General features: G+C 62.0%; 11 protein-coding genes. 9 read left to right on the top strand and 2 right to left on the bottom strand.

The window, feature by feature from the left end; genetic code table 11:
* Positions 1-12 precede the first annotated feature (12 nt).
* Entirely contained in the window at positions 13-1,977 is a 1,965-nt protein-coding gene (locus LJ360_RS00875) for a diguanylate cyclase (protein WP_264994969.1), read from the bottom strand.
* A 193-nt stretch (positions 1,978-2,170) separates the two neighbouring features.
* Here LJ360_RS00875 and LJ360_RS00870 point away from each other — a divergent pair, with 193 nt between their 5' ends.
* The 5 genes from LJ360_RS00870 to LJ360_RS00850 are packed head-to-tail and all read left to right on the top strand — an operon-like array spanning position 2,171 to position 5,220.
* Entirely contained in the window at positions 2,171-2,923 is a 753-nt protein-coding gene (locus tag LJ360_RS00870) for a MotA/TolQ/ExbB proton channel family protein (RefSeq protein WP_264994968.1), read from the top strand.
* Positions 2,910-3,320: an ExbD/TolR family protein gene (locus LJ360_RS00865; protein WP_091851698.1), complete on the top strand. Its 411-nt coding sequence runs from the start codon at positions 2,910-2,912 to the stop codon at positions 3,318-3,320. The genes LJ360_RS00870 and LJ360_RS00865 overlap by 14 nt, the downstream gene beginning before the upstream one ends.
* Positions 3,317-3,730: an ExbD/TolR family protein gene (locus LJ360_RS00860; RefSeq protein ID WP_091851701.1), complete on the top strand. Its 414-nt coding sequence runs from the start codon at positions 3,317-3,319 to the stop codon at positions 3,728-3,730. Before LJ360_RS00865 ends, LJ360_RS00860 begins: the two co-directional genes overlap by 4 nt.
* Positions 3,727-4,506: an energy transducer TonB gene (locus LJ360_RS00855; RefSeq protein WP_264994967.1), complete on the top strand. Its 780-nt coding sequence runs from the start codon at positions 3,727-3,729 to the stop codon at positions 4,504-4,506. Before LJ360_RS00860 ends, LJ360_RS00855 begins: the two co-directional genes overlap by 4 nt.
* 24 nt (positions 4,507-4,530) lie before the next feature.
* On the top strand, positions 4,531-5,220 hold the full coding sequence (locus LJ360_RS00850) for a hypothetical protein (protein ID WP_264994966.1): 690 nt from the start codon (positions 4,531-4,533) through the stop codon (positions 5,218-5,220).
* Positions 5,221-5,431: 211 nt separating this feature from the next.
* Here LJ360_RS00850 and LJ360_RS00845 read toward each other — a convergent pair whose 3' ends face one another.
* Entirely contained in the window at positions 5,432-8,128 is a 2,697-nt protein-coding gene (locus tag LJ360_RS00845; RefSeq protein WP_264994965.1) for a nitrate reductase, read from the bottom strand.
* Between the two features lie 494 nt (positions 8,129-8,622).
* Between LJ360_RS00845 and LJ360_RS00840 the strand changes: the two genes are divergently transcribed.
* The 4 genes from LJ360_RS00840 (at position 8,623) to LJ360_RS00825 (ending at position 13,600) form a co-directional block, all read left to right on the top strand.
* Positions 8,623-9,978 (top strand): CmpA/NrtA family ABC transporter substrate-binding protein, encoded by a 1,356-nt coding sequence (locus LJ360_RS00840; protein ID WP_264994964.1) that lies wholly within the window; start codon positions 8,623-8,625, stop codon positions 9,976-9,978.
* 26 nt (positions 9,979-10,004) lie between these two features.
* A complete protein-coding gene (locus tag LJ360_RS00835; RefSeq protein WP_091851713.1) occupies positions 10,005-11,000 on the top strand; it encodes an ABC transporter permease in 996 nt (331 codons plus the stop codon).
* A gap of 202 nt (positions 11,001-11,202) precedes the next feature.
* Positions 11,203-12,036: an ABC transporter ATP-binding protein gene (locus tag LJ360_RS00830; protein ID WP_413774442.1), complete on the top strand. Its 834-nt coding sequence runs from the start codon at positions 11,203-11,205 to the stop codon at positions 12,034-12,036.
* Positions 12,037-12,379: 343 nt separating this feature from the next.
* Positions 12,380-13,600, top strand: a complete 1,221-nt coding sequence (locus tag LJ360_RS00825) for an NAD(P)/FAD-dependent oxidoreductase (RefSeq protein ID WP_091851716.1) — start codon at positions 12,380-12,382, stop codon at positions 13,598-13,600.
* The last annotated feature ends 24 nt before the right edge of the window (positions 13,601-13,624 follow it).

Raw genomic sequence — 13,624 nt, 5'->3', positions numbered from 1 at the left:
GCCGTTTACCGTTCAGGCTTCCGTAGACGGCACCGCAACCACCTGGTTCCGGCCCCGGGCCTTGGCGGCATAGGCACCTTCATCGGCCCGTGCCAATGCCTCCCTCGGGCTGCTGTCCCCGGCGTTCAGGTCGGTCAGCCCGATACTCGCCGTCACACCAAACCGGCGCCCGTCCTGCTCCAGTTGCAACGCCCCGATTCCACTACGAACCTGTTCCGCCAGGTCTGCTCCCCGTCCCAGCCCACAGGCAGGCAGCAGAATGGCAAATTCATCACCACCAAAACGTGCTACCGCATCCGTCTTGCGGACCACACCCTTGAGGATCTCCGACAACTGACGCAGCAGCTCATCCCCCAGCAGGTGACCCCCTTCATCATTCACCGGCTTGAAGTGGTCCAGGTCAATCAGCATCAGTACGGTGGGAACTTCCAGGGCGGAAGCCTGGGCGAGCCACTTCACCAGTTCGGTGGAAAAGGCCCGCCGGTTGAGCAGGCCTGTCAGGCTGTCATGGGTCGCCTGCCAGGACAGCTGCTGTTCCTGGCGACGACGCTCACTGTCATCACGGATCACAAAGATCAGGCGCTCATCCACTTCACCCCGACTGACATGGAGCATGGTGATCTCCACATCCAGGGCCTGACCGCTGCGGTTACGCAGAATCCCGTCCATACCATGGATCTCATCGCTGCCGAGGAAATGACCAGCACTCCACTGGTCGTGCTCGGTCTCGAACGACACCAGCTCGAAAAGGTGCGCTCCCACGAGCTCGTAGCCGCGGCCTAGAAAGTTCCCGGCAGCCGGGTTTGCATAGCGGATATTGCCCAGGGTGTCGGTCATCACCACCCCTTCCTGCAATGCCGCCAGGATACTGTCACCTCGCTGCTGCTCTGCGCGCAGGCGGGCCTCAACTTCGGTACGGTCGGAGATCACCCGGTTGAAAACCACGGCCAGCTCCCGTATTTCCTGGTACCCGGCCTCCTCCACCGGCTGCTCCCGGGTACCCAGGTGGCGGGCGTGGATCTGCTCTGCCAGCTCCCGCAGCGGGTTCAGGTAACGGCGGAACAGGAAGAACGAGAACGGCAACATTCCCAGCACCACCATGGCGGCGATCCATGCCAGGTCTTCTCCCAGCCGGTTAGCCGGCCCAAAGGCATCGCTCAGTGGCCAGGAGGCAGACACAAACCAGGGCGCCATATCCAGCTGCTGGATCGCCACCATCGCTGGCTCGCCATCCCTGGTCACACCCCGGGTTACGCCTTCAAAGCCGTCGATCGCCGCCTGGTCAGCCGGGTTATTCCTGGCCACGGTTTCTATGCCACCGATCTGACCCTTCCGCACCAGCACCAGCCCGGAGCGGGAAGCCAGGGTGACGTACCCCTCGTTACCAATACCGGTGGCGCTGATTTCACTGAGAAAATTATTGGATGTCAGCACAATGGAACCGGCCAACACACCCACCAGGGAACCGTTGTGGTCAAACACAGGAGCAGTCATGACGACCGTGGGCAGCTCGCGCACAAAGGAGGTAAAGGGTTCTGATATCTGTGGGGTAAGCTGATCAACTGTATCCTGGAAATAGGTCCGCCCTGACAGGTCGGCACCCGCCAGCTCACCAACTTCCGGGTAGCTTTCCAGTACCAGGCCTTGCCTGTCGAACAGAAACAGGTGCTCGAACAGGTGGGAAATGGGCCGCTGCCGCTCCATGATCAGGCCGGAAAACTGACGGAACGAAATCTCATCCATCCGCACGGAATCTGCGGCTCCCGTGAGCACCCCAAAACGCTCGATCAGCTTGCGATCCAGCTCATAGCGGAGCATTTCAGCAACGGTGGCAACCTGGCTCCGGGCCTGCTGTTCCAGCTCCTGGCGGCTGATTACCATGTTCACCAGGCTGACCACCACCACCGTGACGACGATAGCTCCGACAAACAGCACCAAGCCGCGATTGGCAAGTCGGTCAAACCACGCCCGGATCAAACGAACCCTCCACTGACGGCCTTTGGACCTTGTCTCTTCCGAACCCCATGAATCGATAAACTGTCTTCGGATTTGCGTCGCATTTGCGACAGTTTAGCAGACCGGGCAGGCCGGGTCCGGCCCCCAATAGCACTAGATCTTACTAATAAAAATTGTTATCGTTTGCGTTAAATTATCCATCAGGACGGACACCATGCCTGACTCTCCCCAACTTGCTGTCGCACAAAACCCCCTGGCGTCCCTGGTCGATATGGGCGGGCCGGTCATGTACGTACTGGTCGCGCTGGCCGTACTGGGCTTGCTGACATTTTTTTACCTGATCATCACCGGCACCCTCTTCTCCCCACGCTCCGGCGGTCGCGTTCGCCGTGATGTCGCTCAGTGGGAGCAGGCCGAACGGGCAACCATACCGGACCAGCCGGCGGGCTTTTTCGCTCGCTGCAACCCGATGCACGGCCTGGCACGCCGGGCAATGAGCGGTATCACCCAGGGTGAACCGGACGACATGCTGCGGGAGAACCTGGCTCAGGGCGCACAGAAGGCGCTGCAGCCATTTGAAGCGCCCCTGAAAATCATCGAAGTCATCGCCGCCCTGGCCCCACTGCTGGGCCTGCTTGGTACGGTCATGGGCATGATGGAAGCCTTCAGCGCCATGGCCACAACGGAAGGGCGTGCCAGTGCCAGCCAGCTCAGCGGTGGCATTTACGAAGCCCTGACCACCACCGCCGCCGGCCTGGTGATCGCGATTCCCTTCGCAGCCATCGCTGCCTGGTGTGAATTCCGGCTACGTCGCCTGAACAGCCAGATGAATGAACGCCTGCTGGGCATCCTCAATTCGGCCCCGGCTAAAACCATGGCCAATGCCGCCCGGGGCACCGCCCGGACTAACGACAGTGCCCGCCAGGACACCTATCAGCCGGCCCGTGTCGCCCATGCCGCTGGTTAAGCCCAGGCCTGCGCGCCCCATGCCCATCCGGATGACGCCACTGATTGATGTGGTGTTCATCCTGCTGGTGTTCTTCATGGTCACCAGCTATTTGCTGCCCACCGGGTATCTGGAACTGGAGAACGACACCGCAGAGGGTCGAGGTGGTGACGGCGAGCCTCTGCCCCAGCTGCAACTCCAGGCGGATGGCCAGCTGCAGTGGGACAGCCGGGACTGGAGCCTTGCCGAGGTAACTGAACGCCTCGCCAGCCAGGGGCAACAGGAGGTACGCCTGGCCACCGACGGCGATGTACCCCTGGATCGGTTCACCCGGACCCTGAGTACCCTCGACAGCGCCGGCATCAAGGCTCACTGGAAACGCACCGCACCGGACAGCTCTACTACGCCACAACCATGACACCACTGACCCCGGAACCCTTCGAAGACAGCAAATCACTGCTGGAGCGTGTCGAAGACAGTCTGCTGCCGCTGATCAACCTGGTCTTCCTGCTGTTGATGTTTTTCATCGTGGCCGGGCAGCTGACCGATACTGTCTTGCCCGAACTGCCGGAAATGACGGCGGAAAACACCGACGAACAACCCGAGGCGGACCTGGTGGTGAATGAACAGGGGCAGTACCTGGTGGCCAACAAGCCCGTCACCCGAGAGGCCCTGGCGGATGCACTGCCTGCCCCTGATGAGGTGATGGAGCCGCTCCGGGTTGGGGCAGCAGGCGTTACCGCCATGAATGACCTGGAAGCGCTGTTCCGCGCACTGGAAGAGCTGGGGTACAGCGAGGTAATCCTGCTGACGGAGCCCGCGGAATGAGCCAGACCGCCAGGGCCATCATCCTCGCCGCCGCCATCGCCCTGACCGCCATGACCCTGTGGCTGGCCTTGCCCGGTGTTCCCACCCTGGAACTGCGCACGGAAGGCAATGCCAGTACCACGGCACCCGCCCTGAAGATCCAGCTGGCCGGGGCGCCAGCAGCCGAGGCATCCTCGGAGCCTGCCCTGGAGCCGAAACCTGTACCGGAACCCGAACCCGAACCCGAACCCGAACCTCAACCTGAGCCAGAGCCAGAGCCAGAGCCAGAGCCAGAGCCAGAGCCAGAGCCAGAGCCAGAAAAGGCTCCGTCACCGGAGCCCGCACCGCAACCTGAACCTGAGCCTGAACCCGATCAGGCTGAAAGGGCCAGCAGTGAACGCACCACCGACACGGAAGCGGAAGCCGATGTGGATACCACCGAGCCCAACGAAGGCGCGGACGAGTCCACCCAGCAGGAACAGGTGGAACTGGTCGCCGGCGATGACAGCTCGGTGGACGAGTACCTCAGTAAGCTGACCCGCCACCTGGCCCGGTACCACGAGTACCCGCGCCGGGCCCGGCGATTGGGACAGGAGGGCACGCCGGTGGTCATCTTCGAATTCGACCGTAACGGACGCCTGCTCGATACCCGCTTGCGGGATTCATCGTCCCACGACTTACTGGACCGCGCAGCCCTTAAGCTGCTGCGGGATGCCAGTCCACTGCCGGAGGTTCCTGACAATATGAAGGGCCAGAGCTTTACCTATGCCCTGCCGGTGGGGTACAAGTTGCGGTAAAACCCAGGCCGCAGTTTCCGATCGATGACCTCCAACCTGCAAACCTGCCGGGCTATTGCCCGGCTGATGTGTACCACCACCGAGCAGGTGCTGTGGGATCACTACCGCCATCAGTTACACCCGAAGGCCGACCTTGCCTGCCGTGCCGGTTCCGGCCGGGCCACCTACCATCGATTTGATCACCGTGACAGGTGCCACCAGATCACCTATGGGGTACGCATGGTGGCCGCCAAGCAGGATCCCGTCACCGCTGCCGGCTGGTTGTCGACCCGGGAGATCCGCAGCCGGGGGTATTTCGGGGGCACGGTGTCGGTGCTGAACCTGCTGGCCCACACCTGTACCCATGAGTTTGCCCACCTGCTCCAGCAGCACGATGGCAAGCGTTACCACGGTTCGGTGCATAACCGTCATTTTTACGAGCTGCTGGATCAGCTCAACGATAATGGCATGGCAGAGAGTGTGCGCCGGCACCTGGCACGCTCGGCCCATGATCTCGGGCTACCACTGGATAACCAGCCTATGGCGCTGGCCAGCCCTGGTCACCAGGCGCGACAGTGGCACCCTGGGGAAGCGGTCCGGTTTGGTGAGGGTGCCGCGGCGCGGGAAGGCATCATTCTGCGGATTAATCGCAAGACCTGTACGGTGGATGGCACCGGGCGCTCGCGGGGGCTTCGGTTTCGGGTGCCTTTTGTGATGCTTTCTGCCGTGGACTGAGGTTGTTTGTGTTCCTTGGGAAATTTTTCTCCCAGACTGCTGGCTGTGGGGGCGTGAGTTGCGCGGGGGGAGGCTTTTGTTCCGGGAAAATTTAAACTCGCTTCGCTCAGACAGATTTTCCCTGCACAAAAGCCTCCCCCCGCACACCTCTTGGGACTTTTTGCTGGACGCCGGTCGCTGGACACTCATTGCCTCGCTTGATTCGCCTGAATTAGACCGGGGCTGACGAAAGCCGGTGCTTTTCGATAGCCGCCTTGAGCTCTGGTGTGCAGGAGCCGCAGTTGGTGCCGCATCGGAGTTTTTCCCCCAGGGCTTCTACCGTTCCGGCGCCCGCTCCTATGGCTGCTGCAATCTGTTTCTCGCCAACACCGAAACAACTGCATACCACGGCACCGATATCTTCCGTTTCCACACTCCGGGCCGATAACAGGCCGCGCCGCTCCTTGCGGGAGAGCTCCCGGCCGTCGAACAGGGACGCCAGCCAGGCGGTGTCCGGTAAGTGGCTGGCGTCCCTGGCGACCAGCAGTACGCCGTCCAGTTGGCCATGCCTGATGCGGGCGGCGCGGAAGGTGCCTGCTGCGCTGTCTTCCAGCACCAGGTCCGGGGCGCCGCCCAGCCAGCGAGTTATGGTCCGGTGCCAGTCTTCCGGCTGTTTGCCTGCCAGGTACCAGGTGTTGCAGTGATGCTGGGGGACCAGGGTGTGGTAGTCCGCCTGCCAGCCCCTTGATGCCTCCCGGTGTCGCAAAAGGCGGGCGTGCCATCGGGCGGAAAGTGACGTCACGGTGACGAGACCGTTTTTGGAGTCCGGCTGGCCGGAGAACGGGTCCGTTACCGGGGTGATCAGGGCGCTGGCAAGCCCCTCGCCGGTGAATTGATGGCTCCAGTGAATCGGCACAAACACCTCCCCCTGCCGCTGCCCGGGCTCAGCTCGCACACGCCCGGTGAACTGGCCTCCACGCTCTTTACCCAGGGTCACCAGCTCCCCTTCCTTGATACCCAGGCCACGCAGGTCGCCCGGGTGCATATCCACAAAGGGCTCCGGTCGATGCTGGACCAGCCGTGGCGCCCGGGCTGTGCGGGTCATGGTGTGCCATTGATCCCGGATTCGGCCGGTGTTCAGCCGCATTTTTTCGGGGCTCACATCAGTCTGGTCCAATGCGGTTGCCCGAACCGGTATGAAGCGGGCGCGGCCGTCCGGCGTGCTGAACCGGCCATCCCCGAACAGACGCTTGCTGCCTCCAGGCTGCGCCGCTGTAACCGGCCACTGGACGGGTGCAAGCTGGTCATAGGCTTCGTCGGTCAAGTCCGCCAGGCCGGACAGATTGAACTGGCGGGTTCCGTGGTTATCCAGGGCCGACAGCCGGGCGTGTTCCCGGAATACCGCGGCGGGCGACGGCCATGCAAAGGCTTTCTCATAGCCCAGGCGCCGCCCCACTTCGGCGAGAATCTGCCAGTCCGCACGGGCTTCCCCGGTGGGTGGCCGGAAGGCGCGCTGGCGGGAAATACAACGCTCGGAGTTGGTGACGGTACCGTCTTTCTCGCCCCACCCCCTGGCCGGCAGCAGGATATCCGCCAGGGCCGTAGTGTCGGTGTGACTAACGCAATCGGAAACGATCACCACCGGACATCGGCTCATCGCTTCTCGCACCCGGCGACTTTGCGGCAAACTCACGGCCGGGTTGGTACCCATGATCCACAGCACCTTGATCTCGCCCCGGTGGACGGCGTCGAACAGGTCCACGGCCTTGTACCCGGGTGCCTGCGGCAGGCGGTCGGTTCCCCAGAATTGCGCCACCGCTTCGCGGGCGCCCGGGGTGTCATAATCCATATGGGCCGCCAGGGTGTTGGCCAGGCCGCCCACCTCGCGACCGCCCATGGCGTTGGGCTGTCCGGTCAGGGAGAGCGGACTGGCTCCGGGTTTGCCCACACGCCCCGTGGCCAGGTGGCAGTTGATAATGGCGTTGCCTTTATCCGTACCCGCCACACTCTGGTTGATGCCCTGGGAGAAGGCCGTGACGGTGCGGGGTGTTTCCGCGAACCACTGATAGAAGCGCACAACGTCGGCCACTGGAATATCACAGGCCTCGGCCACGTTCTCTGGTGCAAAGGCCCTGGCCCGGGCCGATACCAGGGTTTCGTCGAAACCGCTGCAATGGGCGTCCACGTAGGCACCATCCACCGCCCCCGCGTCCGCCAGCCAGACCAGCAAACCATTGAACAGCGTGGTATCGGTACCCGGCCGGATGGCCAGGTGCAGGTCTGCCAGCTCTGCGGTAGCTGTGCGGCGGGGGTCAATAACTACCACACGGCGCCCGGGCCGGCCCGCCGCTTTCATTCGCTGGTACAGCACCGGGTGATTCCAGGCAGTATTGCTGCCGGCCAGCACCAGCAAGTCCGCCAGCTCCAGGTCTTCATAGCAACCCGGCACTACATCCTCGCCAAAAGCCCGTTTATGGGCGGCCACCGCCGATGACATGCACAGGCGGGAATTGGTATCGACATGGGGCGTTCCGATAAAACCCTTGGCAAGCTTGTTGGCGACGTAGTAATCCTCGGTCAGTAACTGACCGGACAGGTAGAAGGCCACCGAGCCCGGTCCATGCTGAAACATGGCCTGCCGGATAGCCCCGGTGACCTCATCCAGCGCCCGATCCCAACTGACCCGGCTACCCAGCACGCGGGGATGATGCAGGTTACCTTCAGAGTTCGTGGTTTCGTGCAGGTTGGCCCCCTTCACGCAAAGGCGGCCGCGGTTCGCCGGATGAGCCAGGTCACCGGATACAGGTCGCTGGTCCGCCATAGGATCAGCCTTGCCGGGAGCGGCCAACAAGCCACAACCCACGCCGCAGTATGGGCAGGTGGTCCGGAGGGGAATTAAATCGGGAGTATTCACGGTAATAGCAGCCATTCCTGTGGTCAGTTAACAGACAATAAAAAAGCCTGACCGGCACATTCCCCGGAAGGATGCGCCCGTCAGGCTTCATTGCCCGCTGTTACCCTTCCCGGAACCCTGACCCAGGAAGGGACTCTGGATTTTCTGCTAGCAAGATCGGGGCCGGGCGACTGCCTGACCCCAAGGTCCCTTTGACCAGCGCCATGCAGCGCCTCCGGGGTCCGCTTTTATGGCAGCTGATTCGCACCCGGCTGGTGCATGAAGCACGAAAATGCACCGTCAGGTTCAGGCACTCCCCGCTCAAAAACCCTTCCAACTCTTTAAACGATTGTTTTTAAATAGTTTTGGAACCTGGCACGTTAGCTGCAATACCAGATTCAGGAGCGGTCCCCTTATCCTGGGATCACTTCCAGCACATTCAGAGTGATCTGCAGACATTGGCGTCTGCTTCCCGGTAACGGGGGGCAGGCGTTTTTTTTGCGGTTAACAAAACACCTTCGGGGGTAGAGATGACAAGGAATCACGTACTGGCCATCACCCTGGCCCTGGGCCTGGCGGCGAATACAAACGCGGACATTGGCCCGGCGGAAAAGCCCGACCTGAAACTGGGCTTTATCAAGCTGACGGATATGGCGCCCCTGGCGGTGGCGTGGGAACAAGGCTTCTTCATGGACGAAGGGCTTTTTGTGGAACTGGAAGCCCAGGCCAACTGGAAGGTCCTGCTGGACCGGGTCATCGACGGCCAGCTCGATGGCGCCCACATGCTCGCAGGGCAGCCTCTGGGAGCCAGCATTGGCTACGGCACCCGGGCGGATGTGATTACCGCCTTCAGTATGGACCTGAACGGCAACGGCATTACCGTCTCCAATGACGTCTGGGAGATGGTAAAAGGCAACCTGGACCAGACTGACGACGGTAAGCCGGAACATCCGATCAGCGCCAGCGCCCTGAAACCCGTGGTGGAGCATTACCGGAACCGCGGTGAGCGCTTTCGCATGGGCATGGTGTTTCCGGTATCGACCCACAACTACGAGCTACGCTACTGGCTGGCCGCCGGCGGCCTGAACCCCGGTTACTATGCGCCCCAGCGGGGCGATACCAGCGGCACCCTGCAGGCCGATGTGCACCTGTCCGTTACGCCACCCCCACAGATGCCAGCCACCCTGGAAGCCGGGACAATCCAGGGTTACTGCGTGGGCGAACCCTGGAACCAGCAGGCGGTGTTCAAGGGCATCGGCGTGCCGGTGATTACCGACTACGAGATCTGGCCGAACAATCCGGAAAAGGTCTTCGGCGTGACCCGCCAGTGGGCCGAGGAAAACCCGAACACCCACCTGCGCCTGCTCCGGGCAATGATCCGCGCCGCCCACTGGCTGGATCAGGATAACAATGCCAATCGAGAGGAGGCGGTAAAAATCCTCGCGCGCTCCCAGTACGTGGGGGCCGACGAGGAGGTCATCGCCAATTCCATGACCGGCACCTTCGAGTACGAAAAAGGGGATGTACGAGAAGTGCCGGACTTCAACGTGTTCTTCCGTTACTACGCTACCTACCCCTACCCCTCGGATGCCATCTGGTACCTGACCCAGATGCGCCGCTGGGGCCAGATTGCCGAGGCAAAGCCGGACGACTGGTACATGAAGACTGCCCAGGAGGTCTACCGGGCGGATATCTACAAGGAAGCGGCCCGTTCACTGATCGAGGATGGCACCCTGCCGGCGGACGCCTTTCCGGACCTGGAGGCGGAGAACTTCGAGCGGCCACACCAGGGCGAGCTGATTGATGGCGTTCCTTTCACGCCCCGTGAGCCCAACGCCTATATCAACAGCTTCGACATCGGCCTGAAAGGCGACGACACGCCCTGAAGCCCATCTGAAGACGGAGAACGGCCATGAGCACCCTGAGTGAAACCACGTCATCCACCCTGGTCGGCCGCAGGCTGGCCCGCTTGGCGAGCCTTCCCAGTCCGGGCCAGCTGGCCACCAGGGCACAGCAACTGCTGCTGCCGCTGGTGGGCATTCTGCTGTTCCTGGGGTTCTGGCACCTGGCCGCTCCCCAGGTTCAGACTTCCCTCGGGGCTTTCCCGGGCCCGGTTGCCGTAGCGGAGCAGGCCAGAGCGCTCTGGCAGGAGCACCAGGACCAGCGAGCCCGGGCGGACAAGTTCATCGCCATGCAGGAAGAGCGCAATGCGCGGATTCTGGCGGATAACCCGGAGGCGGAGGTCAGAATCCGTGACTATCCCGGGGCGCCCACCTTTATTGACCAGGTCGGTACCAGCCTGTTGACGGTGCTGGCGGGGTTTCTGCTAGCCACGGTTATCGCGGTGCCCCTGGGGATACTGGTGGGATTGAACCGGTACTTCAACGCGGCAGTGAACCCCCTGATCCAGGTGTTCAAGCCGGTATCGCCCCTGGCCTGGCTGCCGCTGGTGACCATGGTGGTGTCGGCCACCTACGTCAGTGACGACCCGATGTTCGAGAAGTCGTTTCTGACGTCGATGATCACAGTGACCCTCTGCAGTCTCTGGCCGACGCTGATCAATACCAGCGTGGGGGTGGGCGCGGTCAGCCAGGACCTGGTGAACGTGTCGAAGGTGCTGCGGCTGTCGTTCTGGACCCATGTTCGCAAGGTGGTGTTGCCGTCTTCAGTGCCGATGATCTTTACCGGTCTGCGGGTGTCGCTGGGGATTGCCTGGATGGTGCTGATTGCGGCGGAGATGCTGGCGCAGAATCCGGGGCTGGGGAAGTTTGTTTGGGATGAGTTCCAGAATGGGAGTAGCCAGTCCCTGAGCCGGATCATGGTGGCGGTGCTGGCGATTGGTTTCATCGGGTTTTTGCTGGATCGCGGGATGTTGGTGGTGCAGCGGCGGGTGGCGTGGGACCGATAACAAACCCTGGTGAGATTCAGGCTTCGGTGCCGGAGCCCCGGGCAGGTACCTCTTTCCGGGACACGCGGTGAATACATCCCTGTACGCTCGACAAAAACATCCCTGTTTTTGACGGTCCCGGAAAGAGGTACCTGCCCGGGACTCTCCAACTATTGAGGTGACCTTCATGAGCAAAGCACATTTGGAACTGACCGGTGTTCAGATGGCGTTTGATACGCCAGCAGGGCCTTTTATTGCCCTCGATGATTTGAACCTGAAGATTGATAAGGGCGAATTCGTATCCCTGATCGGTCACTCAGGTTGTGGCAAGTCCACCGTGCTGAACATCGTCGCTGGCCTTTTGAAGGCGACCAGGGGCGGTTGTGTGCTGGACGGGCATGAGGTGAATGAGCCGGGGCCGGAGCGGGCGGTGGTGTTTCAGAATCATTCGCTGATGCCCTGGCTGACCGTATACGAGAACGTGGAACTGGCGGTGCAGCAGGTGTTTCGCAAACGTATGAGCAAGCGCGAGCGCAAGGAGTGGATTCTGCACAACCTGGCCCTGGTGCATATGGACCATGCGCTGGACAAGCGGCCCGGGGAGATTTCCGGGGGGATGGCTCAGCGGGTGGGGATTGCCCGGGCCCTGGCGATGAAGCCCAGTGTGTTGTTGATGGATGAGCCGTTCGGGGCTTTGGATGCGCTCACCCGGGCGCATCTGCAGGATTCGCTGATGGAGATCCAGCAGGAGCTGAACAATACGGTGATCATGATCACCCATGATGTGGATGAGGCGGTGCTGTTGTCGGACCGGATCATCATGATGACCAACGGGCCGGCGGCGACGGTGGGTGAGGACCTGGCCATTGAGCTGCCTAGGCCCCGGGATCGGGTGACGCTGGCGGACGACCCGGCCTATGTTCGTTACCGGCAGGCGGTGTTGTCGTTCCTCTATGAGAAGCAGCGGTTTCCCGGCAAGGAGCCGGCTTCCGAGAAGGATGACGGCCAGCAACAGCGTACAGGCGAAACCCGTCGCGGTTTGCGGGCTATCGCATGATGGCGGTGTTCAACGACGGTGCACAAATCCAGGGCGGTGAACGATCCGGGGGCATCACTGGTCAGCACCAAAACGCCACGAAACAGATAAGCCATTGTTTTAAAATTAAATAAACCTACTGGCACAGTACTCGCTTTAGCTAAGGCAAGGATGATCGTCCCGGCCATGGAGCGGCCGGACCATCAGGGGCACGTCAGCCGAAGATGGCTAGAGTATCCCGAAGTCTTCGGACTTCACCGAACATCGTTGTTGGCATTGGCGCCGGACCATCAATTCCCCTTTCGGGGATAGATGCTCCGGCTTTTTTTTGTTTCGCCAACATCAACCACCCGGGAGCACAGCGATGAGCAGCGGAACACTGGTGATTTGCGGGCACGGCATGGTGGCCCAGCGGCTGCTGGAACACCTGTGTGAAGGTGGCCACCCCTTCAGCCGGGTCGTAGTGCTTGGTGCCGAGTCGGAGCCGGCCTACAACCGGGTGTTGCTGTCATCCGTGCTGGCCGGAGATGCCACGCTGGATCAGCTTCGGCTAAGGGACGACGCCTGGTTCGACGCGAACGGTGTCGAGCGCTATTACGGTGACCCGGTCACCACCATCGACCGAACCTATCAGCAGATCATCACTGCAGCAGGCAGGGAACTGGCGTACGACACGCTGGTGCTGGCCACCGGTGCCAGGCCGGCGCCCCTGGGCATCCCCGGTGATGACCTGGAGGGCGTGCTGACCTTCCGCGACCTGCGGGACACCCATCAGCTGATCGAACTGAGCCAGCGTCATGGTCGCGCCGTGGTCATTGGTGGCGGGTTCCTCGGACTGGAAGCAGCCGAGGGACTGCGTTGTCGGGGTATGGCAGTCACCGTGCTGCATCGCAACCCGCACCTGCTCAACCGGCAGTTGGACACCACGGGTAGCAAACTGCTGGCCGCCAGCCTGATGCAACGTGGCCTGAGCATCCGCACCGGCGTCAGACCTTGTGCGCTGCTGGGCAAGCGCCGGGTACGGGCGGTGCAGCTGGATGACAGCAACCTGGTCAGTACCGACCTGGTCATTACCGCCGCCGGTATTACACCCAATGCCGGGCTGGCCATTACTGCCGGGCTGGACTGTGGACGGGGTATCCGCGTCAGCCGCCAGCTCCGAACCAGTGATCCCGCCATCTTTGCCCTGGGGGAATGTTGTGAAATCGACGGGCAGACATTCGGCCTGGTGGACCCGGGCTATGAGCAGGCCCGTGTACTGGCGCAGGTGCTGAAAGGTTCCGACCAGGGCGCGGTTTTCCGGAGCACCACCCAGCCCACCCGACTGAAGATCAGCGGCATTCCCATCTTTTCCTGCGGCCAGACCCGACCGGATGAAAACACCGAATCCATCGTCTGGCAGGACCATGGCCAGAACCGTTATTGCCGTCTGCTACTGCGGGACGGTCGTCTGGTGGGCTCTGTGCTGTTCGGCGAAACCCGTGACGGCCCCTGGTATGCGGAGCAGATTCACAAAGGCAATGACCTTACCCCGTGGCGGGCGACCCTGGCCTTCGGCCGGGACTACTGCGAACAGGCTGCCTGAGCGACGGCGCCAACGTATTTGAGA

It is taken from the genome of Marinobacter sp. AN1, from assembly GCF_026013985.1.
In the GTDB taxonomy this organism is placed as follows: domain Bacteria; phylum Pseudomonadota; class Gammaproteobacteria; order Pseudomonadales; family Oleiphilaceae; genus Marinobacter; species Marinobacter segnicrescens.
This window is presented reverse-complemented; position numbering and strand designations above follow the sequence as displayed.

Bases quoted from the DNA above. Each gene is read 5' to 3' on its own strand.
- LJ360_RS00860 (WP_091851701.1), top strand. From the start codon at position 3,317: ATGACACCACTGACCCCGGAACCCTTCGAAGACAGCAAATCACTGCTG.
- LJ360_RS00840 (WP_264994964.1), top strand. From the start codon at position 8,623: ATGACAAGGAATCACGTACTGGCCATCACCCTGGCCCTGGGCCTGGCG.
- LJ360_RS00845 (WP_264994965.1), bottom strand. From the start codon at position 8,128: ATGGCTGCTATTACCGTGAATACTCCCGATTTAATTCCCCTCCGGACC.
- LJ360_RS00835 (WP_091851713.1), top strand. From the start codon at position 10,005: ATGAGCACCCTGAGTGAAACCACGTCATCCACCCTGGTCGGCCGCAGG.
- LJ360_RS00865 (WP_091851698.1), top strand. From the start codon at position 2,910: ATGCCGCTGGTTAAGCCCAGGCCTGCGCGCCCCATGCCCATCCGGATG.
- LJ360_RS00870 (WP_264994968.1), top strand. From the start codon at position 2,171: ATGCCTGACTCTCCCCAACTTGCTGTCGCACAAAACCCCCTGGCGTCC.
- LJ360_RS00825 (WP_091851716.1), top strand. From the start codon at position 12,380: ATGAGCAGCGGAACACTGGTGATTTGCGGGCACGGCATGGTGGCCCAG.
- LJ360_RS00855 (WP_264994967.1), top strand. From the start codon at position 3,727: ATGAGCCAGACCGCCAGGGCCATCATCCTCGCCGCCGCCATCGCCCTG.
- LJ360_RS00830 (WP_413774442.1), top strand. From the start codon at position 11,203: ATGGCGTTTGATACGCCAGCAGGGCCTTTTATTGCCCTCGATGATTTG.
- LJ360_RS00850 (WP_264994966.1), top strand. From the start codon at position 4,531: ATGACCTCCAACCTGCAAACCTGCCGGGCTATTGCCCGGCTGATGTGT.